This is a genomic window from Affinundibacterium fentianense (assembly GCF_018139545.1).
Taxonomy (GTDB): Bacteria; Pseudomonadota; Gammaproteobacteria; order Burkholderiales; family Burkholderiaceae_D; genus Undibacterium; species Undibacterium fentianense.
In genome coordinates this window covers 194,748-215,675 of sequence record NZ_JAGSPJ010000005.1, presented here as the reverse complement: position 1 = coordinate 215,675, position 20,928 = coordinate 194,748, and the positions used below count along the sequence as shown (strand labels likewise).

At 45.6% G+C, this 20,928-nt stretch carries 13 protein-coding genes; 5 read left to right on the top strand and 8 right to left on the bottom strand.

The window, feature by feature from the left end; all coding sequences use genetic code 11:
- Positions 1-114: 114 nt before the first annotated feature.
- Positions 115-1,401, bottom strand: coding sequence for a Glu/Leu/Phe/Val family dehydrogenase (locus KDM90_RS12845; RefSeq protein ID WP_212676017.1), 1,287 nt, complete (start codon positions 1,399-1,401; stop codon positions 115-117).
- A 526-nt stretch (positions 1,402-1,927) separates the two neighbouring features.
- On the opposite strand from KDM90_RS12845, the gene KDM90_RS12840 reads away from it, so the two are divergent.
- On the top strand, positions 1,928-4,558 hold the full coding sequence (locus tag KDM90_RS12840) for a spermine/spermidine synthase domain-containing protein (RefSeq protein ID WP_212676016.1): 2,631 nt from the start codon (positions 1,928-1,930) through the stop codon (positions 4,556-4,558).
- Between the two features lie 88 nt (positions 4,559-4,646).
- On the opposite strand, the gene KDM90_RS12835 is transcribed toward KDM90_RS12840, so the two are convergent.
- Entirely contained in the window at positions 4,647-7,091 is a 2,445-nt protein-coding gene (locus KDM90_RS12835) for a DUF1631 family protein (protein WP_212676015.1), read from the bottom strand.
- A 413-nt stretch (positions 7,092-7,504) separates the two neighbouring features.
- On the opposite strand from KDM90_RS12835, the gene KDM90_RS12830 reads away from it, so the two are divergent.
- Genes KDM90_RS12830 through dxs form a run of 3 tightly spaced genes read left to right on the top strand, consistent with a single transcriptional unit; the run spans position 7,505 to position 10,505 of the window.
- Positions 7,505-7,765: an exodeoxyribonuclease VII small subunit gene (locus KDM90_RS12830; protein ID WP_212676014.1), complete on the top strand. Its 261-nt coding sequence runs from the start codon at positions 7,505-7,507 to the stop codon at positions 7,763-7,765.
- Entirely contained in the window at positions 7,762-8,649 is an 888-nt protein-coding gene (locus KDM90_RS12825; RefSeq protein ID WP_212676013.1) for a polyprenyl synthetase family protein, read from the top strand. Before KDM90_RS12830 ends, KDM90_RS12825 begins: the two co-directional genes overlap by 4 nt.
- Positions 8,650-8,651: 2 nt before the next feature.
- Positions 8,652-10,505 (top strand): 1-deoxy-D-xylulose-5-phosphate synthase, encoded by a 1,854-nt coding sequence (gene dxs, locus KDM90_RS12820; RefSeq protein ID WP_212676012.1) that lies wholly within the window; start codon positions 8,652-8,654, stop codon positions 10,503-10,505.
- Positions 10,506-10,572: 67 nt separating this feature from the next.
- Here the strand turns inward: dxs and KDM90_RS12815 are convergent, their stop codons facing one another.
- The 6 genes from KDM90_RS12815 to KDM90_RS12790 all read right to left on the bottom strand — a co-directional run bounded on the left by KDM90_RS12815 (position 10,573) and on the right by KDM90_RS12790 (position 16,855).
- Complete coding sequence (locus KDM90_RS12815; protein ID WP_212676011.1) at positions 10,573-11,514, bottom strand: CysB family HTH-type transcriptional regulator; 942 nt, start codon at positions 11,512-11,514, stop codon at positions 10,573-10,575.
- An 8-nt stretch (positions 11,515-11,522) separates the two neighbouring features.
- Positions 11,523-12,593, bottom strand: coding sequence for a sulfate/molybdate ABC transporter ATP-binding protein (locus KDM90_RS12810; protein ID WP_212676010.1), 1,071 nt, complete (start codon positions 12,591-12,593; stop codon positions 11,523-11,525).
- An 81-nt stretch (positions 12,594-12,674) separates the two neighbouring features.
- On the bottom strand, positions 12,675-13,571 hold the full coding sequence (gene cysW, locus KDM90_RS12805; RefSeq protein WP_212676009.1) for a sulfate ABC transporter permease subunit CysW: 897 nt from the start codon (positions 13,569-13,571) through the stop codon (positions 12,675-12,677).
- Positions 13,571-14,425 (bottom strand): sulfate ABC transporter permease subunit CysT, encoded by an 855-nt coding sequence (gene cysT, locus KDM90_RS12800; protein WP_212676008.1) that lies wholly within the window; start codon positions 14,423-14,425, stop codon positions 13,571-13,573. Before cysT ends, cysW begins: the two co-directional genes overlap by 1 nt.
- Positions 14,426-14,565: 140 nt before the next feature.
- The gene (locus KDM90_RS12795) at positions 14,566-15,435 is read right to left on the bottom strand and encodes an EAL domain-containing protein (RefSeq protein ID WP_212676007.1); all 870 of its coding nucleotides are present in this window, start codon (positions 15,433-15,435) and stop codon (positions 14,566-14,568) included.
- Between the two features lie 412 nt (positions 15,436-15,847).
- Positions 15,848-16,855, bottom strand: coding sequence for a sulfate ABC transporter substrate-binding protein (locus KDM90_RS12790; RefSeq protein WP_212676006.1), 1,008 nt, complete (start codon positions 16,853-16,855; stop codon positions 15,848-15,850).
- Positions 16,856-17,145: 290 nt separating this feature from the next.
- Here KDM90_RS12790 and KDM90_RS12785 point away from each other — a divergent pair, with 290 nt between their 5' ends.
- Positions 17,146-20,919, top strand: coding sequence for a P-loop NTPase family protein (locus KDM90_RS12785; RefSeq protein ID WP_212676005.1), 3,774 nt, complete (start codon positions 17,146-17,148; stop codon positions 20,917-20,919).
- Positions 20,920-20,928: the final 9 nt, after the last annotated feature.

Genomic DNA, 20,928 nt, shown 5'->3' with positions numbered 1-20,928 from the left:
AGAAATTTGATACTCGGGATGCAGAGCAAGGCGTCTATCGCAGCAATATGTCAATATTGCGAGGAAAGACAACGCCGCTATGCGCCCGAGAATCGAATTTATCGCCGCGCTCAATTATGGGTAGAGACCTCGGACTTCTCGCGCTTGCAATACACGAGTACAAGCAATAATAAACGCCGCTGTACGCAAGGAAACATTCTTATCCTCGGTCACTTGCCATACTGAATGGAATGCTTCTTTCATAATACGGGTTAAGCGATTGTTGATTTCATCTTCAGTCCAGAAATAGCTAGAGAAATCTTGTACCCATTCAAAGTAGGAAACCGTTACGCCACCGGCGTTTGCAATGACGTCAGGCACCACCAAAACACCGCGGTCACGCAAAATATCGTCAGCCTCTGGCGTAGTTGGACCATTCGCACCTTCGAGTATAATTTTTGCCGTAATTTGATTGGCATTCGCTTCTGTGATTTGTTGTTCCAAAGCGGCTGGAATCAAGATATCGCATTGCACTTTCCAGAATTCTTCGTTCGGCAATACCGCTTCAGCACCAGGGAAACCAGCAACACTGCCATTCGCCGCGACGTGATCTAACAACTTATGCACATCCAAACCATTTGAGTGGAATATCGTACCGCCATGATCTTGTACCGCCACCACTTTGGAGCCAGCATCCGCGAATAAACGCGCTGCGATCCCGCCCACATTACCAAAACCTTGTACTGCGATTTTTGCGCCAGCAATCGTCACACCTTTTTTCGCGGCAGCTTCGCAACCTACTACGAAAACACCACGACCTGTCGCTTCTCGGCGCCCCAAGCTACCGCCTAAAGAAATAGGCTTACCAGTAACCACACCTGTCGCGGTGCGACCTTCATTCATGGAATAGGTATCCATCATCCACGCCATGGTTTGCTCGTTGGTATTGACGTCTGGTGCTGGAATATCTTTATCTGGGCCGATGATGATCCCGATTTCGGATGTGTAGCGACGCGTCATACGCATCAATTCACCGCGTGACAAAGTTTTAGGATCAACGCGAATACCTCCTTTAGCACCGCCGTAAGGAACGTTGACCGCCGAGTTCTTAATCGTCATCCAAGCAGACAATGCCATCACTTCAGACAATGTCACATCTTGATGGAAACGCACGCCACCTTTACCAGGGCCACGCGAAGTATTGTGTTGCACGCGATAGCCTTCAAAGTGCGCGATCGTGCCGTCATCGCGTTCAATCGGAACGTCAACGATCAAAATACGCTTAGGACGTTTTAGAGTTTCGACCCAACGTGAAAGACTACCTAGATAGGGTGTGACGCGATCAATTTGTTCCAAATAGACATTCCACGGCCCCGTCGCGTGTGGGGTTAAATAAGAAGGAATTTGGTGATTACTCGACATGATAAGGCTCGCTCTTCTTGAATAAAATTTCTTGGTTTTGATCTTTAGTTTTCGCTATTCTTGCCTACGGATTCTTGTTAAATCCAACTGATTGCATCGCAGGCAGCGCATCTTAAGGCAAGTCACATCCAGCGTTCCAATGCTTTGTTTGCATCTAACTATGCATGAAATGCATAAACTTTATCGGAGCGAGTCCTGATCAAAATCGAGGTGGGCGCCAATCAAAAAAACAAAATAGAGAGAAAAAAAGTCCGCCCATTGCGGCATTTCCACGACGAGAGACGAGTCAGTCGAGACGCAAGAAGAAACCTCGCTCACACCAATCATCACGATCAACATTTGATCTCTCATCTCCCCGCAAGACGACGCAAACGATTGCGCCAGATACGTTTGTGTATTGAACGCGACTTTCATGCAAAAAAAATTCGAAACGTCTCGAGTAAGACAAGCATAATAAGCGTTTAGCCCCACCCACTCGATGTCGAAGTCAATTTAATCATCGTCGAATGAAACAGGAAATCAACTCATGCCTAGCACGATTTTTCTACACTTACTGCCTTACCTTGTTGGTATATTTTATGGATTGGCTTGTACCTATCCCAATTTTTCTGCTCGACTTTTGGATGCGCAACTTGGGTCAATACAAAATCACTGGCATCTACTCATCTTGCTCGGACTACCATTTGGACTGCGTCTCCTCGACAACTACATCGAGAAAAATTTAGTTGGGACAATACCAGAACAGACTCGTCGCAAAACATTTCGATTTGTATGCCTGTTACCCTATCTAGCATTCCTGCTGCCACCACAGGCGATACTCGGACAAGGCTCGTACTTTCTCTACACAAGTTTCTTAGTGGTGGGCATGGCGATCTGGACCAGCGTGATGTACCTAATCCTCACTGGCGCAAAAGGCAGAACGGCCATTTTTAGTTCTGAGAAATATGTTGCGCTGCTTTTTCTCGTTTCAGGATTTTCCGCACTGATCTACCAAGTAATTTGGCAGCGCGTCTTATTTACATCTTTTGGTATCAATAGCGAATCCGTCACCATTATTGTTTCGATTTTCATGTTTGGATTAGGTATTGGTGCCTTAATTGGCGGCTTCGCGCAGCAGCATTTTGGTCGACACGCTCTGCGCATTTTTCTTGTGCTTGAATTGGGAATAGGCATCTTCGGTTTTTTCAGCTTAGACGTGATCAGCTGGATCAGCCATCAAATAGACACCCATTCGTTAACGACCTTAGCACTTTCAACCTATGCAATTCTCGGCATTCCAACTTTACTGATGGGTGCGACTTTGCCCATTTTGGTCGCCCATTTGCAGAAATACTTTCATAATTTCGGCCAGACGTTGGGCCTCTTATATGCATTAAACACCTTGGGTTCAGCGATCGCCGCATTTGCAACGGTCGAAATTTTGTTTGTTATCACTGGTCTAAAAACCTCTATTCTGGTGGCAGCAATGTGCAATTTCGTCACTGCAGCATTGGTTCTTCACCCGAGTCGACACCTAAAAAAACCTGTCGCCGCCGACCTGGCTTCGACTTCCGCTCGCATCGGCGCGACGGCATCACCCACTCTGCCTTTTCCGCTTGTCTTCGTTAGCCTCACCATTGTCGGGTACGTCTCGCTAAGTCAAGAAATCTTGTGGTATCGAATTTTGGGTTTTCTTAGTGGTGGCTCACCACAGATTTTTGGTCAACTATTGGCCACGTTCTTACTTGGAATTACCTTGGGATCATTGAGAGCAAAGTCACTGTGTGAGTCGAATACAAATATTATTCGCAAAACTGTCAGCTACATGATCTATGCGACTTTGCTGTTTTATCTCGCTTTACCTATCGTCGCCCATATCACCGCTATTGCAGGTAAAGACGCTGGCTTGGGCATCGCATATGTATTGATCACTTTGATCGCGTTTTATGCCGGAAGTTTGCTGCCCTTATTGATTCATGCAGGTTTACGTTCTGATGAGCAGGACTCGACCATGCGCATGAGTTGGCTATATTTTGCGAACATTATCGGTGCCAGTACAGGGCCCGTCATCACTGGCTTCTTATTGCTCGACTTTTATACTTTGCGTGAAAATATAGCCATATTGAGCACAATTTCAATGCTGGCTATTTTTGTCTTCCTCTGGTTTATTCCATCCAAAAATCACGATGCGAGACAACCATTACGCATCCCCAAAATGAATTTCAAGCGCCTCACCTTAGCCAGCCTCGCTATCGCTAGTCTGTGCATGGTCGCACTTCACCCAACGGGATTTCAAAACTATCTAGAGAAACTTCAATTCGCGGATCATCAGGCGCAAAGCTTTAAGTATGTCAAAGAGAGTCGCTCCGGCATTGTCACAGTCGCGGCAAACAAGTCAGGGTCCGATATCATTTACGGGGGTGGAATTTACGATGGAAAATTCAATACAGATCCGGTACTCAACGATAATATGATAGAACGCACCTATCTCATTTCTGCTTTGCATCGCCAACCCAAACGCGTTCTTGAAATCGGCCTCAGTTCTGGCTCCTGGACTCGCGTATTATTGAATCATGCTGACATTGAAAATCTGACAGCGATTGAAATCAATCGTGCCTATGTGGAAATCATTTCTCACTATCCAGCAATCGCTTCGATCTTCGCTTCTCCAAAGTTTCGCTTGTTTTTCGACGATGGGCGGCGTTGGATACGCAATCATCCCGATGAGAAATTCGATCTTATCGTGATGAACACCACTTTCTTTTGGCGAAGCAATGCAACCAACTTGCTATCTGAAGATTTCTTAAAATTGGCAAAGACACGACTCCAACCGGGCGGAGTGATTTACTACAACACAACTGGCAATGAAGATGTCGTCTATACCGCTGCGCGTCAGTTCAAATATATCTTAAGAGTACAGAATTTTGTCGCTGCAAGCGATACCCCATTTAATATTAGCCAAGAAGAACGACGTGCATCTTTGCTGAAATTTAAAGATGCAGAAAATCGTTCTATCTTCACGCAAAGCCCGGCACTATTAGAAGAATTAGACAAGTTAAGCCAGTGGGAACTTCTCGATCAACGCGAGGCCATTTTGCGCGACAACGCGCGTCTCAACATCACGGATGACAATATGGTAGTTGAATTCAAACAGGCGGTACGGCAGCTAAAGCACTGACAACCAAGGGGGATTTTTCTATTTTTTTACACCGCTGCGCACCCAGCAGAGCGCCGAAATTGTCTACGCCATTGTTAGCGTAGACAATTTAACTGGCAACCGCTTCTTCTGCAGCCATGACGGGTTTTTGATCGAGTGCAGCCAATAAGGCGCGATCGACAACATGATCCGTTGATATCAACTTGACCGTGGCTTCACGGAAGCGCTTTTCCAATTCATCCACAGGCATCGAGAAGGATTTTTCTTTATGGCTGGAGGTGAAAATAAACAAGCTGCGCATAGGACTTACCCAAGCCAATCGTAGTTTCATCCAAGCTTGATCGTGCGCTTGGAACTCGATCCAAACACCGCGCTCCAAGTTGGCGACCGTCGTCGTCGCATCTTGAATAGCCTGTTCAATTTTAGCGACCACTTCGGCTTCATCAATTTGCGGCAAAAGTTTAGGTGTAGCGAGTGGCACTGCCACTTCCGCATCGACCTGATTCGCGGCTTGCTCAGCGCGCAGAATTTCTTTACTCGCGGCTTCAGCTTCAGCTTGCGCTTTCGCTTCAGCCCTCGCTTTGTCGATTGCCACTTGCAACAAGCGTGCTTTCTCTTCCTCCTCTGCCTGTTGCTTGGCTTTGGCTTCAGCCTCCGCTTTTGCGCGTTTTTCGAGGCGACGCTGCGTTGCGATTTGCGCGGCCTCGACGGCGATTTCCATTTGCCGCTCAGGCGAAAGTTCTAGAGGTGCCCGTACGATAGAAGCATGGCATTCAGCCAAGTCAGCGAAAAACTGAACCCTGTCGGCGTCTTCCCACTTAATGAGGCTTAGCCACTTATTCAGGCGAGCCAAAATTCCCGGTAATCGATTAATTAAGTCCTGACGTTGCGCCAAGGTGATCTTAGGCTTAATGCTCCAAATTAAGTCATCCATCGTCTTGATGGCATCTTCTACAGCATGGGGTTTTTGTTCTTGTACGCTATACGCCAAGGTCAACACTTTGGTCCAACGATTCTCTAAAAAAGTCTCAACAAACGCGACGACTTCCCCAGTACCGATTCGCATCGACACATCATTGTTTGCTGCTTCACTCGCTTGCTTAAAACGCTCTCTTTGTAAGGCACGATTAATCGGCGCTTGCAATGCTTCGATGGTGGCAGCTTCTTCTTGTTGAATAAACTTCTCGAGATCGGTGACGACCTCATCAAACAAGCTAAGTTGCTGATCAAATTCTTTTTGAACCCGCAATACATTTCTCTGCATCTCTTGAAAGAGCGGATCATCGACTCCTTTAGCGGGATCGAGCGCAGCACTATATTTGGAGAGCAGATCAATCAAACGCCGCGCAGGATGAGTATCTTGAAAGAAAAAATCTTTATCGATCAAAGCGGCCTTTAACACAGGGACTTGTAAGGCGCTAATCAAATCTTTGATTGGATCAACGATGTCCTGATTATTGAGCACACCATCAAAGACATGCGACAGCAAATCAAACGTATGTTTCTCAACACCAGTGTGCAACATCGCTGGCATCTCATGACGTAGTTGCGACAAACGCACCGCTTGATTGGCGCCTGACACAAGTTGCTGGAATGCCATATTTTTTTGCATTCCAGCGAGGTATTGAAATAACTCGGAATTTGTCGTCTGAAAATTGGCAGCATCCTGAGGATAGGACAAACCGGTATTCAGATGAGCACCGCTTTGTCCGCCTGACTGCAAGCCACCTTGGACGAGCGTCGTCTGCGTACCAGATTGTTGAGTAAAGTATTGCTCTAATTTTTTTGTTACTTCATTCTTTACTGCTTCACCCAAGCGCGCAGCGTCGACACTTGCTTGTTTGCGCTTGAGACGATAAGTCTCCTGCAAATCCGGTAAAACGCCGCGCACCACGAGCAACTCATTCAAACCGAGGTAGACGGGTGTGAGGTCAAAAAGGAGATCACTAAGTAGCGGCAATACGAATTCATGCGCCGCTTTTTCTGGATTAAATTCACACCAAGCAGTATTCGCCGCTCTTAAAAATACTTCTGGTCGGAAAGGATTTTGCGCCAAATTTAGCGTCTCTACGCCCAATAAACTTGCGAGTCGCATATTCAATGCAGCGAGGCTTTCAGCATGGCTCAATTCGAGCGAACGACTAGCTCGGCTGATACTCAGTTTTAAATCCATTTCTTCATAGGACACGAGACTCATCGCCACGTCGGCCACAGCAGCGGGGGATTTCTTTTCAGGGTTGCGCAAGACTTGTGTCTCGCTTCTTAATATTTTCTCAATATTTCCCGAGCACAAATAGTAATAGGTATAGGTACTGTTTTTCAGTAATTGCGCACCATGAAAATACAGCGTCGCGAGTTTCGAATCGCTGGTTTCTTCAGACTTTACAAAAAGTGCATGCGATAAGCGTGCGGAAAACGCATCGATTTGTGGCGTCAACAATTGGTAGGCATGTTGGATCAGCGCTTGCCATGTATCAAGCTTATCCAACGGAACAGGTTGTTCCAGTTTGGCATTGCTAGCTGCTTGCTTTGGATGTACTTGATTTATGGACATAAAAGAATTTTTACCACACCAACCTTATAAGCTTCACTCAACCATCAAATTAAACACCCGATTTAGGGTATTACGACCACTTTACGCTTTTTATGAATAGGTTTTTTGCTTTGCGACAATTGGTATGAACGAGGTGACACAAATATCGTCCTTTCTCATTCGCCATAGCTCAACTATATTCAATTTATTTCCACATGGAAATGTTTGAAACGCAATTTCGCTCATTTTTTAAGCATTTTTTTGCACATCGCAGTCTTTTTTGCCAATTTAATATTTTTATATTAAGTCTTTCCTCTAGAAGACTGCCTTGGATATCTCCACACGGCGAGCCCCTTTGCACTAAAATACAGGGTTTTGAGAAAACTTGGCATTCTCGCCTTGCCGCTCCTGCAATCTACCTTGCAAACAAATCTATGTCAAAGAAATTACCATCGCAGGCCACACCAGTTTCATTCGAAAGCGCTATGGCGGAACTGAGTGAATTGGTAGCGCAAATGGAAACAGGCCAACTTCCACTCGAAGCGTCAGTCAGTGCATATCAACGTGGCTCAGAGCTGATCAAATTTTGTGCCTCACAATTAGAAAAAGTTGAACAACAAGTCAAAATTTTGGATGCTGGTATGCTTAAACCCTTTTCCTCCGATCAGGTCGAAGACAACAAGGGCCAAGCATGAGCGCAGCATTTCAAACATGGATGAAGCAGATTCAAGCTGATGTCGAAATTGCTTTAGAAAAGTATCTCCCTCCGGTCACACTAGCACCAAAGACTTTACACGAAGCGATGGCCTATGCCGTTTTGGATGGCGGAAAACGTGTGCGCCCATTGCTGGTTTTTGCGGCAGGTGAATTGTTTCAAGCGCCGGCAGAACTCTTATCGCGTGCGGCTTGTGCAGTCGAAATGATACATGCCTATTCATTAGTACATGATGACATGCCGTGTATGGATGATGATGCACTTCGTCGCGGCAAACCGACCGTTCATAAGAAATATGATGAAGCAACCGCCTTACTCGTCGGTGACGCGCTACAAGCGCAAGCATTTTTAGTTTTGAGCGAATCACAAGCCTGCGCTGAGCACAAGCTACCCATGTTGCAACTGTTAGCGCAAGCCTCAGGCTCAGTCGGTATGTGTGGCGGGCAGGCCATCGATTTGGCGAGTGTTGGCAAGGCATTGAATCGCGCCGAGCTGGAGCAAATGCACAGATTAAAAACGGGCGCTTTGTTAAGAGCGTCGGTGCTGCTTGGTGCGATGAGCGGCAAACCACTCGAAGCGAAAGAAGTCGATGCGTTGAACATCTATGCGGGGGCGATTGGCTTGGCATTCCAGGTAGTTGATGATGTCCTAGATGCGACTGCGGATTCCGCCACATTAGGCAAAACAGCGGGCAAGGACGCCGCCGACAATAAACCAACCTATGTGTCCTTGCTTGGACTAGAAGCTTCGCGTCAACTCGCAGATCAATTGTGCCACGATGCACACCAAGCTCTTTTACCTTTTGGAGAATCCGCCCAGTATCTGCATGATCTTGCAGACCTCATCGTTCAGCGGAAAGCATAATAATGTCCCTACTCAATACGATTAACTCGCCAGCTGATTTACGTGCGCTCAATCGCCATCAATTAAGTGCATTGGCCGATGAATTGCGCCAATATGTGATTGAGTCTGTATCGAAAACAGGTGGCCATTTATCCTCCAATCTCGGCACGGTGGAACTGACCATCGCCTTGCATTATGTTTTCAATACACCAGAAGATCGCTTAGTCTGGGACGTAGGTCATCAAACCTATCCCCACAAGATTTTGACAGGTCGTCGTGATCAGATGCATAGCCTACGTCAACATGGCGGTATTTCGGGATTTCCTCGCAGAGTCGAGAGCGAATACGATACCTTCGGGACAGCGCACTCTTCGACTTCAATTTCCGCCGCACTTGGAATGGCATTAGCGGCCAAAACCAAGGGTGAATCGCGGCATGCGGTAGCGATTATTGGTGATGGCTCGATGACCGCTGGCATGGCATTCGAAGCAATGAACAATGCGGGTGTCTACGACGATATCAATATGCTGGTGGTCTTAAATGACAACGATATGTCCATTTCTCCGCCTGTCGGTGCGTTGAACCGCTATTTAGCACGCTTGATGTCCGGTAAATTTTATGCCGCAGCGAGAAACGTTGGCAAATCTGTTTTACCAACACCGATGTTAGAGCTTGCGCGCCGATTTGAAGAGCATGCAAAAGGTATGGTCGTGCCTGCAACCATGTTCGAAGAATTTGGTTTCAATTACATTGGTCCGATTGATGGCCATGACCTCGAATCGCTCATTCCTACCCTGCAAAATATCAAAAATCTGAAAGGCCCACAATTTTTGCACGTGGTGACTAAAAAGGGACAGGGCTACAAACTCGCCGAAGCCGACCCTATTTTGTATCACGGTCCGGGCAAGTTTAATCCCGCCGAAGGAATTAAACCCGCCACCACTGCCGCAAAAAAAACCTATACACAGGTTTTTGGCGATTGGTTATGTGATATGGCAAGCGCCGACGACAAATTGATCGGTATCACTCCTGCGATGCGAGAAGGCTCTGGCATGGTGGAATTTGAACAACGCTTCCCTCAGCGCTACTACGATGTCGGGATCGCAGAGCAACATTCCGTGACCTTTGCCGGTGGCTTGGCGACGGAAGGTCTCAAGCCGGTGGTAGCGATCTATTCGACTTTCTTACAACGCGCTTACGATCAATTAATCCATGATGTCGCATTGCAAAATTTAGATGTAACGTTTGCCTTAGACCGTGCGGGCTTAGTCGGTGCAGACGGTGCAACCCACGCTGGCAACTATGATCTCGCGTATTTGCGTTGTATTCCGAATATGGTCGTGATGGCGGCAAGCGATGAAAACGAATGTCGCCAAATGTTGACCACTGGCTACCACTATCCAGGCCCAGCCGCGATTCGTTATCCGCGTGGTGCAGGGATTGGTGCTGCGATCGAAAACGACCTAAGCCAACTTCCCATTGGTAAGGCGGAGCTCAAGCGCCAGGGCAAGAAAATCGCAATCTTGGCGTTTGGCTCGATGGTACATCCAGCTATCTTAGCTGCAACGAGTATTGATGCCACGGTAGTGAACATGCGCTTCATCAAACCAATTGACCAAGAGATGATACGCGCGATGGCAGCAAGCCACGACGCACTGGTCACAGTGGAAGAAGGTTGCATAATGGGCGGCGCCGGTTCCGCTGTTGCTGAATTTCTTGCTTCTGCAAATTTGAACAAACCTTTGTTAATTCTTGGATTGCCTGATCAATTCATTGATCACGGCGATCCCAGTTTACTCCTCGCAGAAAGCGGCCTGAATCCAGAAGGCATACTTACTTCTATCCAGCAACGCTTTGGAATCGAACCATCCGTTTAATCCTGTACAACAACGCTCAGCACCCGAATGGATGCTGAGCGATTCTCAATTTCCCAAACTTATTTCGCTAAACCTCATTCTCAGCCAATGCAGCTCGAATATCTTCGCGGCTTAAATCTGGCGCAAATTTTTGTATAAAATCGTAGGTGTAGGCACGTAAATAAGCGCCGCGACGTACAGCCAGTCGAGTCACATTCGATTGAAATAAATGCGAAGCTGAAATGGTCCTTAGACCTTGTGCTCGTTGATTTTCATTGCCTGTCTCAATCGCCATCGAGGCAACAAGTCCAACGCCAAGTCCTAAGGCTACATACTGCTGAATCACGTCAGAATCCATCGCAGTCAATACAATGTCGGTGCGTAGACCTGCTTGTCTAAATGCATCGTCGATATGCCCTCGACCCGTGAACCCAACATCATAAGTAATCAAAGGATACTTGGCGAGATCAGCCAAGCTTAATTCAGCATGTGTCAGCAAAGAATGTCCATCTGGCACGACCACCACATGATTCCATTCATAGCAAGGAAAGGAAACAAGATCTTTAAACGCCGACAAACCTTCAGTCGCGATCCCAATATCGGCTTTACCGGACAGAACCCATTCCGCTATATGTTCCGGTGCACTCTGTTGTAAGGCGATACGAACTTCTGGGAACGCCAAGCGAAATTGTTGCACGACCTTTGGTAAAACATAACGTGCTTGTGTATGTGTGGTTGCGATTGCTAATGTCCCACGCGCTTGATCGGAATAATCGTTACCAGCTTGGCGTAAATTCTCAGCCTCTAATAGCAAGCGTTCGATGATCGGCAAAATACCTTTGCCGGGCTCGGTCAAACCAGTCAAGCGTTTGCCATTGCGTTCGAAGATATCCACGCCGAGCTCTTCTTCCACTTCGCGAATCTGACGACTGACACCGGGTTGAGAAGTGTATAAGACATTCGCCACTTCGGTTAAGTTATAACCGCAACGGCAGGCTTCACGAATGGAGCGTAATTGTTGGAAGTTCATCGTCGTTCCTAGGCATTCACATTATCGACAAATACATGCAGGCGTTTTGGCTTCACCACCAAAGCTTCTCCTACTTGCAGATTCAAATGCACTGCGCGCTCTGTACTAATCATCGCCTCCACAATTTGACCATTATCTTCGCGGACCAACTCCAATTGCGCTAATGGGCCGATTCCATGTACACGACGCAGTTTGACGATCAAACCTTTTGCGTCTGGTGTATATCGATCGATATCCAGTTCATGAGGACGCACATAACCAGTGCCGACTGCATCTTTTGTGTCAGCATGCCCTGGCGCATCAAACGCAACACCATCCGCATCCAAGATGCCTTCGTGAACACGTCCATGAAACAAGTTCACATTGCCTAAGAACCCATAGACAAAGGGAGTGGCAGGATGTTGGTACACTTCATTCGGCGCCCCGACTTGCTCAACTTTGCCGTGATTCATCACCACAATTTGATCAGCCACTTCGAGCGCTTCCTCTTGATCGTGCGTGACGAAAATACTCGTCACATGCAATTCATCGTGCAAGCGACGTAACCAACGGCGCAGCTCTTTGCGTACCTTGGCATCAAGCGCACCGAAAGGTTCGTCAAGTAAAAGAACACGAGGTTCAACCGCCAATGCACGCGCCAAGGCTATCCTTTGGCGCTGTCCACCAGAGAGTTGCGGCGGGTAACGATCTGCCAACCAATCAAGTTGTACCAATTCCAACAACTTGGTGACTTTTTCCTTGATTTGCGCTTCGCTTGGACGCAAATGACGCGGTTTTACACGCAAGCCGAATGCAATATTTTCAAAGATCGTCATGTGCTTGAATAAGGCGTAATGCTGAAACACAAAGCCGACTTGACGTTCACGCACATGCTGATTGGAAGCGTCTTCACCGTCCAACAAGACCTGACCGCTATCAGCATATTCCAAGCCAGCAATGATGCGCAGCAAGGTCGTCTTACCGCAGCCAGATGGTCCCAATAATGCAGTTAATTCACCATTCGGAAAATCTAAAGACACATTATCGAGGGCAGTAAAACTACCAAAGCGTTTTTGCAATTGATTGACAGCAATGCTCATGTTTTTTTCCGATCTTTCAAATATTTACATTCTTACTCCCTATTCCCCGCTAGCGGGAGAAGGGGCGCTACACCAAGCTCTTTATTCCTGTGGAATACCTTGACGCGATTCGTCGGTTTTCCATTCCACGATGGTTTTCAATGCCAATGTCACCAGCGCTAATAATGTCAACAAAGAGGCCACTGCAAATGCTGCAGTGAAGTTATATTCGTTGTACAAAATTTCAATCTGCAAGGGCATGGTATTGGTCTCGCCGCGTATATGACCGGACACCACCGATACCGCACCAAATTCACCCATCGCCCGCGCATTACACAAGATCACACCGTATAGCAAACCCCACTTGATATTCGGCAAAGTCACATGCCAGAAAGTTTTCCAACCAGAAGCGCCCAATACCAATGCGGCCTCTTCTTCCTCACTACCTTGCGCCTGCATCAAGGGAATCAATTCACGTGCAACGAAAGGGAAAGTCACAAAAATCGTGGCCAACACGATGCCCGGTACCGCAAACAAGATCTTGATATCGTGCTCGCGCAACCATTCGCCAAACCAACCTTGCGCTCCAAACAACAGCACATAGATCAGACCCGAAATCACGGGCGAGACAGAAAACGGGAGATCAATGAGAGTCAGTAAAACGTTCTTACCACGGAATTCAAATTTCGCGATCGCCCAAGCTGCAGCAACCCCAAATACTAAATTCAAAGGCACCGCAATTCCCGCAGCAATCAAAGTGAGTTTAATTGCTGACACCGCATCGGGCTCTTGAATCGACGTGAGATAAACATCCCACCCCTTACGTAAAGCTTCAGTGAATACAGCCACCAATGGAATAAACAAAAACAAGGTCACGAACGCCAATGCGACGGTAAGTAACAAAATTCTTACCCATACAGGTTCTAATGTCGCTTGCAATTGCAGCGGCGGCTCTGTGCGCGGTTCTAGGTGTTTCGTCGTTGAAATTTGTGTACTCATTATTCTCTCCCTGCTGTCTGACGACGGCGCGTCCATGCTTGCAGCGCATTAATCGCCAACAACAAAATAAAGGAAATAATCAACATCACCACAGCAATGGCGGTCGCACCCGCGTAATCATACTGTTCGAGTTTCGTGATCATGAAAAGTGGTGTGATCTCAGAAATCATCGGCATGTTGCCAGCAATGAAAATCACTGAACCATATTCGCCAGTAGCACGGGCAAAAGCTAAAGCAAAGCCGGTCAATACGGCGGGCAAAATGGTGGGGAAAATCACCCGCACAAAAGTTTGCCAATGGCTAGCCCCCAAGCTAATGGCAGCCTCTTCAAGTTCTTTTTCTGCTTCTTCCAACACGGGTTGTACGGTGCGTACAACGAAAGGTAAACCGATAAAGATCAACGCCACTAATACGCCGAGCGGGGTATAAGCGACTTTAATGTCAAACGGCGCTAACAACTTGCCTAGCCATCCATTCGGCGCATACAGGGTCGCTAAAGTGATGCCAGCCACCGCAGTTGGCAAGGCAAAAGGCAAATCCACAAACGCATCAATCAAGCGTTTTCCTGGGAATTGATAACGAACCAACACCCAAGCCAAGATACCGCCAAAAATCACATTAATAAAGGCTGCGAGCAAAGACGCACCAAAGGTCAAGCGATACGAAGCCATCACGCGCTCAGAAGTGACGGTATGCCAAAACGCATCCCAAGTCATGCTAAAGGTTTTAATGAAGACCGCGGACAAAGGAATCAGGACGATTAGGCCCAAATAAAACAAGGTAAATCCCACCGATAAGTGAAAACCGGGAATGACCCGTCGTGCCTTCGCCCGATTTTTTGATAGAAATGTCATGCACAGCCCTTATTACCAGATAAGCTTTAGATGACAGATGATTGCATGATCAAGTTATATGGAAAACGATTTTTTTCATATTTCTATAGTCGATTTCTGCATAAGCTGGCGTAATGTCTGAGGCTCAAAAGCCTAATCGCTCAGCAACAAGCTTGCCGAGGCGAAGCATTCGAATCCGTTTGCTGGCGCAGGTGAGATGGCGTTCCTTCAGGATTGATCAGATGAGAACGCGCAATATCAATCGCATTACCTTGCATCGCAAAAGCAAGCCGATAATCGGAAAATTCTCGCAATTTCTCAAACACGGTCAATTGATCGACTTTACGCAAAATAATTAAGCAAGATTGTCGCGCCGCCTGTCTGAGTAAATCTTCAAACAGCCAAGCATTCTTATCCGCCAGACTTTGTTCGAAAGTGAGCTTCAACACATCCGGCTGCACACGTTCAAGTAAGTCAAAAGCTTGTTCGATATTTTGTGCATGAAGTGCCAGTCGGAATCCATTGCGACGATAGTTATCGGCAACATGCGTAATTGCCCAACGTTGACTTGGAACAATCGCTGGCAATTGCAAAACAATTCTTTTCTGCGGGATATCTAACCTGGCAAGTACCCGCTGAAAAGCAGCACCATGATTACCCGCAACCGCCGTTAATAGGCGATTATGTACACTCAAATATAAGTCGAGATTGTCGGCAGTCGCTTGACGGAAAAAGTTAATTGCATGCAGTAAGCGGCACAAACGATCTAGCTCGACCGACTCATCATCAGAACTAGCATGCTCTAATAATTTCCAGATACTAAGCCCTTGATCATTGACCGAAAAACTACGAACAAAGGCCTCATAGGCAAGCAAACTTAAATCTTCGCCAGACCGTATAGGCTGAAATACGCTACTTAAGCGCGCATTAAAAAACCGCGCCGAAATACGGCCATCTTTTCCTGGAAATAATTGACTAGTAGTTTGTGTTGGTAAACTATTTAAATAATGTCTTAAACCGGTGTATGTCATTCTCATTCCTTTCAGTTAATCGTATAAAACCAGCTTAAAACACCACTTGAGAAAAACCAACGAAGTAATTTGCACTTGCTTAGATGATTTGTGTACATCCGCATTTCGTCAGCATAGAAAATAAAAAAAGCGCGACATACAAACATTCGCAAGAGAAAACATCTCTAGAAAATATCGCTATGTCGCGCAACACCAAGATCAGACTAACTTAGTTATGTTATCAAAACCGAGGGGGGAGAGTTTTGATGAAAACTAAAAATTTCAACTACGTTCAATAAGCATCTGATTGCCGATTCCGTATCACCATGACTTGGGGATCACAATGAAGCAAAACATGCTCAACAACTTCCACAACGACACATCGATGCGCTAGACGATTATTGAGAATGACCGTTGAATCGAACCACTACCCTTACTTTGCCTGATAAATTTGATCGAATACACCTCCATCAGAAAAATGTTCTTTTTGCGCTTTACTCCAACCACCAAATACCTCATCAATCTTGAATAAATTCACTTTCGCAAATTGTCCTGCGTACTTCTTTGCTGCGCGTTCAGAAGTTGGGCGATAAAAATGTTTGCCGATCAAGTCTTGCGCTTCATCTGTGTAGAGATAATTCAGATACGCTTCCGCCACTTTTCTTGTTCCGCGTTTATCCACGGTTTTATCAACTACCGTCACCGGTGGCTCGGCCAAAATACTTAAACTCGGCGTGACGATCTGCAACTTATCGGCGCCAAATTCTTTCAATGCGAGATAGGCTTCATTTTCCCAAGTGATCAATACATCGCCAATGCCGCGCTCAGAAAACGTTACGGTCGAACCGCGTGCACCAGAATCCAAAACTGGTACGTTTTTGTAGAGCTTTTGTACAAAATCTTTAGCCGTTACATTGCTGCCTGCTTTTTGTTTTAAAGCATAACCCCATGCCGCCAAATAATTCCAACGTGCACCACCAGACGTTTTCGGATTCGGCGTTATGACCGCCACCCCAGGTTTGACCAAATCATTCCAATCTTTAATCGCTTTGGGATTCCCTTTACGCACCAAGAAAACGATGATCGAGGTATAAGGCGAGGCATTATGCGCAAGACGCTTCTGCCACGCTTTATCCAACAAACCTTTTTCGGCAACGGCATCAATGTCATACGCCAAGGCCAAAGTCAGCACATCGGCGTCCAAGCCATCAATCACCGCACGTGCCTGCTTACCCGAACCACCGTGCGATTGCTTAATCGTGAGTTTATCTCCGGTCCTGGTTTGCCAAAACTTAGCGAACACCGCATTCACATCTTGGTATAACTCACGGGTTGGGTCATAGGAGACATTGAGCAATGTGACGTCTGCTGCATGTACGATAGGTGTAACAGTAGCCGAAGCTAACGCCAACGCTAATACGATTTTTTTTAGTAGTTTCATTTCTATTTCAACTCCACACAGATAATTAGTTAATCGATGTGCGTAGACTAAAGACTAGGTTATTAAATGAAAACGAATGATTTCGTGTTTGCTTATGCAGTTTCTGAGGAATATATTTCAGGCATCCGCCCAGATTATTTATTTTCGAACTCAAAATATCAAATAATCGTATTGTCCTTGTGAATTAACTGATGGACAATTCATCATATTGATATTGGAACATCTATCTGAGACAGCGAGATCTGAATCAAACTCATACTTAAATCGAACACTTACATCGACAGGCGCAAATGACTTTTCTCCAGAAAATACCATTACAAGCAGTTATTTCACTGAGTGCTGAGATGGCAGTTGATGTGTTGCGCCAAGTTTTCCGAGCAGAATGCGCATATGCGAAACTAAGTCCATCCGTCCTAACGATATCAAGTCGCCTCAATACTCCCGATGGTGGAATTGATGCGGAAATCTGTACGCCAGATGATTTCGATACTCCTAACGACTGTCTATTCTGTTCTGGAATCACAGGATTCCAAATCAAATCAGGTAGCTCGTTCAAGCCTTGGACTAAAAGCTCAATGCGTGGAGAGCTGTTTAGTACCAGTGGAGAATTATTCTCCGAGATACAGCGTTTACTAGAAAGAAATGGCCGATATGTCGTCATTTCTACGGGAATAGACTTCACACCAAAACAGAGACATGATGCACGAAAATTGATTGCGAGCTATTTTGCAACTGAGGGGTTCTCAAGCTACGAGGATAAAATTGACATTCTAGGCGCAAGCCAAATTGCGGAATTTATCGAACGATACCCTGGTACTGCATCACTTTTGGTACCCAACACTATTCAAGAGACGTGGACAATTAGCGAATGGCAGATAAATGCGCACATGTCGAATATTTTTGAGGTCTCAGATGAACAAACGAGTCTCATCAATGAAATTAGAACTGCATTATCTGAAGAACAAAAACACATACGAATTCTTGGAGAGCCAGGCCTTGGCAAAACGCGCATTGTGCTGGAAGCGCTGAAGGAGAAAGACTTAGCGCCATTTGTACTTTATTTTCAAGACGGTTCGAAATTCGGACAGTCGAACTTCTTTCTTCATTTAATTAAAGCCACTGGCATCAAGCCTCTCGTAGTTGTAATTGACGAACTTCCAGAACAGGAAATGATCGCCATCTGGCAACACTTAAAACCTCGCTGCGGCAACCTAAAAATAATCACCTTGGATCATGGTCGAGATGAAACATATGACGACGAAATTCTTAGATTACATGCACCATTACTGAACGACGCAACAATTAAGAGCATCTTGGCACGTCGAATTGGCGATTCAAATGAATTAAATAGATGGGTAAGCATCTGCGAAGGTTCACCTCGAGTTGCCCAAGCGGTAGCTGATAATCTATTTGCAAACCCTACAGATTTACTCAGACCTCCTTCAACAATCGCAATCTGGACGAGATACTTACATGGATATCAAAGAACTAGCGATCTTTCCGCTCGTCAAATAGATTGTGTCGCACACCATCTCTCACTGTTCAGTCGTTTCGGTTACGAAGCGCCTGTGGGTGAAGAGGCAAAATACATCGCACAACTAATACAAAAAAGTGACCCAAGTATAGGCTGGACACAATTTCAAGAAATCATCCAAGGCCTTCGTGCACGCCGTGTATTACAAGGGCACCGCACTCTATTCTTTGTGCCCAAGGCTCTACACATCTACTTGTGGAAGCAATTCTGGGAGCGATACGGGCGCGGATTTAACTTTACACAGTTGTTTAGCGAGATGCCTGAATCACTGCATATCTGGTTTCTGAAAATGTTCAAATATGCCGACGCTTCTGCAAACTCTTCTGTGATCGAAGACATTTTGAACGTCAATGGCATTTTTTCCGAATACGCGGCACTGACATCTTCGAAGGGTGGCCAATTTCTGTCTATACTTGCCGAAGCAAATCCTCTAGCAGTACTACGTTTGCTAGAGGCCACCGTTGGCACATGGTCCGATCAAGAACTTCTTAATTTCAAAGATAATCGCCAACAACTAGTCTGGACAATTGAGAAAATCGCTGTCTGGGATAGATTTACTTTAAGAGCATTGCGCTTACTAGCGAGACTTGCAATTAATGAAAACGCTGACAATTCAAATAACGCAACTGGAACCTTAATTGGTTTATTCAGAATCGGGCCCGAAGCAGCAAATACGGAAGCGTCCCCGCAAGTCAGACTCACAGCGATGCTCAGCTTACTACGCTCAATGGATAGCAGAGAACGTCGTTTAGGGCTACGAGCCATGAATGCAGCCCTTATGACAAACGGTATGGGATTTCGCATCGTTGGCGTAGAAAACCAAGGGCTAAGAGAAAGGGCAAAACTATGGGCGCCTGAGACATATGGCGATTGGTGGGAGGCTAAATTACTCTACTTTCAGAATTTGATTCAAGAAACACGCAGTTGGGATCAATCTTTACGCCCTGAAGTTTGTTTGAGTATGCTTGAAGCTGTCGAGCAACTCATCATCCTCGCTCCATGCACTGAACTCGCTTTCCAAATTTTGAAAGAGTTAGCTCGTGACAAAGAAATGGCAACTACAAGATTAAATCGTTTCTTCAGTCAATGGAGAAATTACAGACATAGGGATCATGAGGATATTTTCAGGCAAATAAAATTGATAGAACGATCCCATGCAAAGATGAGTCTAAGCAATAGATTTCAAAAATATGTGATTGATGTCGGATATTCTGAGTGGGATGAAGGATATCGAGAACGCAGTGGAAAACCAAAAACGAGATCGAAAGCTTTAGTCAATGCACTAGCACGTCGAATATCCAGGGCACCCGAGAAAATTTCGATGATAAACAGTCTTTTAGAACACGTAAAACATAGTGTCGCTCTATTTCATTTTGGCGAGCAACTTGCACTAAACGATTCATCTTTCGATCTATTAGAATCTTTAATTGGAGTCACCAGAAAGACAAATCAACAAACCTGTCTCGATGGCTATCTATCGATAGTCAAGGCCAAAGACTTGAACAAATTCCACTTAACGATTCGGACTTTCTTTCTCAATCAAGAGACGATGTCAATTGGCACATCAGTCGTACTTGCAGGGGAGTACGATGAACAGCAATTTTCACTTTGTATCGATGCGCTCGAGCGTGGATTGATAGAGCCTAGTCTATTTTTTCGCCTGAGATACGGCAATGTTGCAAAAACAATCTCCCATAAACAACTTACCACTCTGTTTAATTTACTAGCGAGGTATGACACATTCGATATTCAACTTCTACTGATTGAGTTACTTGACGATCTTGACTTTAACGAACAATCTGCGTTCGACGCCGATTTCGTTTTGAGTATTGTAAGTAGATTGATAGCAAGAGGTCATGGCAATCGCGAAATGTACCGCTATCATTGGAAAAACGTATGTTTAAAACTACTTACTTGGAATCAAGCGCATTCCATGAAATTACTCGATGCCATATTAACTGAAATGAAAGATGAAGATCGATTAAGTTATGACACAGATGTTAATGCAGTTACAATCGAATTGATCAAAATGCAGCCATATCAAGCTTGGCAGTTAATCTGTCAGCACATCGAAGAATCATTACCAAGTTGGCGCTTTGATATTTTGCACTGGTTAAAGAATGGCAATAATGCCTTCGATCAAGAGGCAACAGCAGGGGCAATTAAATATTTACCTATCGAAGAGATATTTAATTGGATCAGCATCGATCCAAAAGAACGATCTGCATTGATAGCAAATGCTGCGCCAAATTCACTAGACGACGAAAATGGTGGTCAATTGACGAGGAGACTAATAACACAATATGGCCATCTGGATGGCGTCAAAAACGGCATTAGCGCGACTATGCATTCTGGTGGCTGGGTTGGTTTAGAAAGCATGTACTTCAAACAGAAAAGGGAAAAATTCAGGCATTGGTTGGCTGCTGGTTTCGAACAGGAAGTTATCCAATGGATAGAAGATGAGATCGAATATCTCAATCGGCAGATCACCAGAAGCGAAATCGAAGAAGAACGGTCACAATATGACTAACAAAGTCAA

Excerpts from the sequence above, each read along its gene's own strand:
- KDM90_RS12845 (WP_212676017.1), bottom strand. The coding sequence starts at position 1,401 with ATGTCGAGTAATCACCAAATTCCTTCTTATTTAACCCCACACGCGACG.
- KDM90_RS12840 (WP_212676016.1), top strand. The coding sequence starts at position 1,928 with ATGCCTAGCACGATTTTTCTACACTTACTGCCTTACCTTGTTGGTATA.
- KDM90_RS12835 (WP_212676015.1), bottom strand. The coding sequence starts at position 7,091 with ATGTCCATAAATCAAGTACATCCAAAGCAAGCAGCTAGCAATGCCAAA.
- KDM90_RS12830 (WP_212676014.1), top strand. The coding sequence starts at position 7,505 with ATGTCAAAGAAATTACCATCGCAGGCCACACCAGTTTCATTCGAAAGC.
- KDM90_RS12825 (WP_212676013.1), top strand. The coding sequence starts at position 7,762 with ATGAGCGCAGCATTTCAAACATGGATGAAGCAGATTCAAGCTGATGTC.
- dxs (WP_212676012.1), top strand. The coding sequence starts at position 8,652 with ATGTCCCTACTCAATACGATTAACTCGCCAGCTGATTTACGTGCGCTC.
- KDM90_RS12815 (WP_212676011.1), bottom strand. The coding sequence starts at position 11,514 with ATGAACTTCCAACAATTACGCTCCATTCGTGAAGCCTGCCGTTGCGGT.
- KDM90_RS12810 (WP_212676010.1), bottom strand. The coding sequence starts at position 12,593 with ATGAGCATTGCTGTCAATCAATTGCAAAAACGCTTTGGTAGTTTTACT.
- cysW (WP_212676009.1), bottom strand. The coding sequence starts at position 13,571 with ATGAGTACACAAATTTCAACGACGAAACACCTAGAACCGCGCACAGAG.
- cysT (WP_212676008.1), bottom strand. The coding sequence starts at position 14,425 with ATGACATTTCTATCAAAAAATCGGGCGAAGGCACGACGGGTCATTCCC.
- KDM90_RS12795 (WP_212676007.1), bottom strand. The coding sequence starts at position 15,435 with ATGACATACACCGGTTTAAGACATTATTTAAATAGTTTACCAACACAA.
- KDM90_RS12790 (WP_212676006.1), bottom strand. The coding sequence starts at position 16,855 with ATGAAACTACTAAAAAAAATCGTATTAGCGTTGGCGTTAGCTTCGGCT.
- KDM90_RS12785 (WP_212676005.1), top strand. The coding sequence starts at position 17,146 with ATGACTTTTCTCCAGAAAATACCATTACAAGCAGTTATTTCACTGAGT.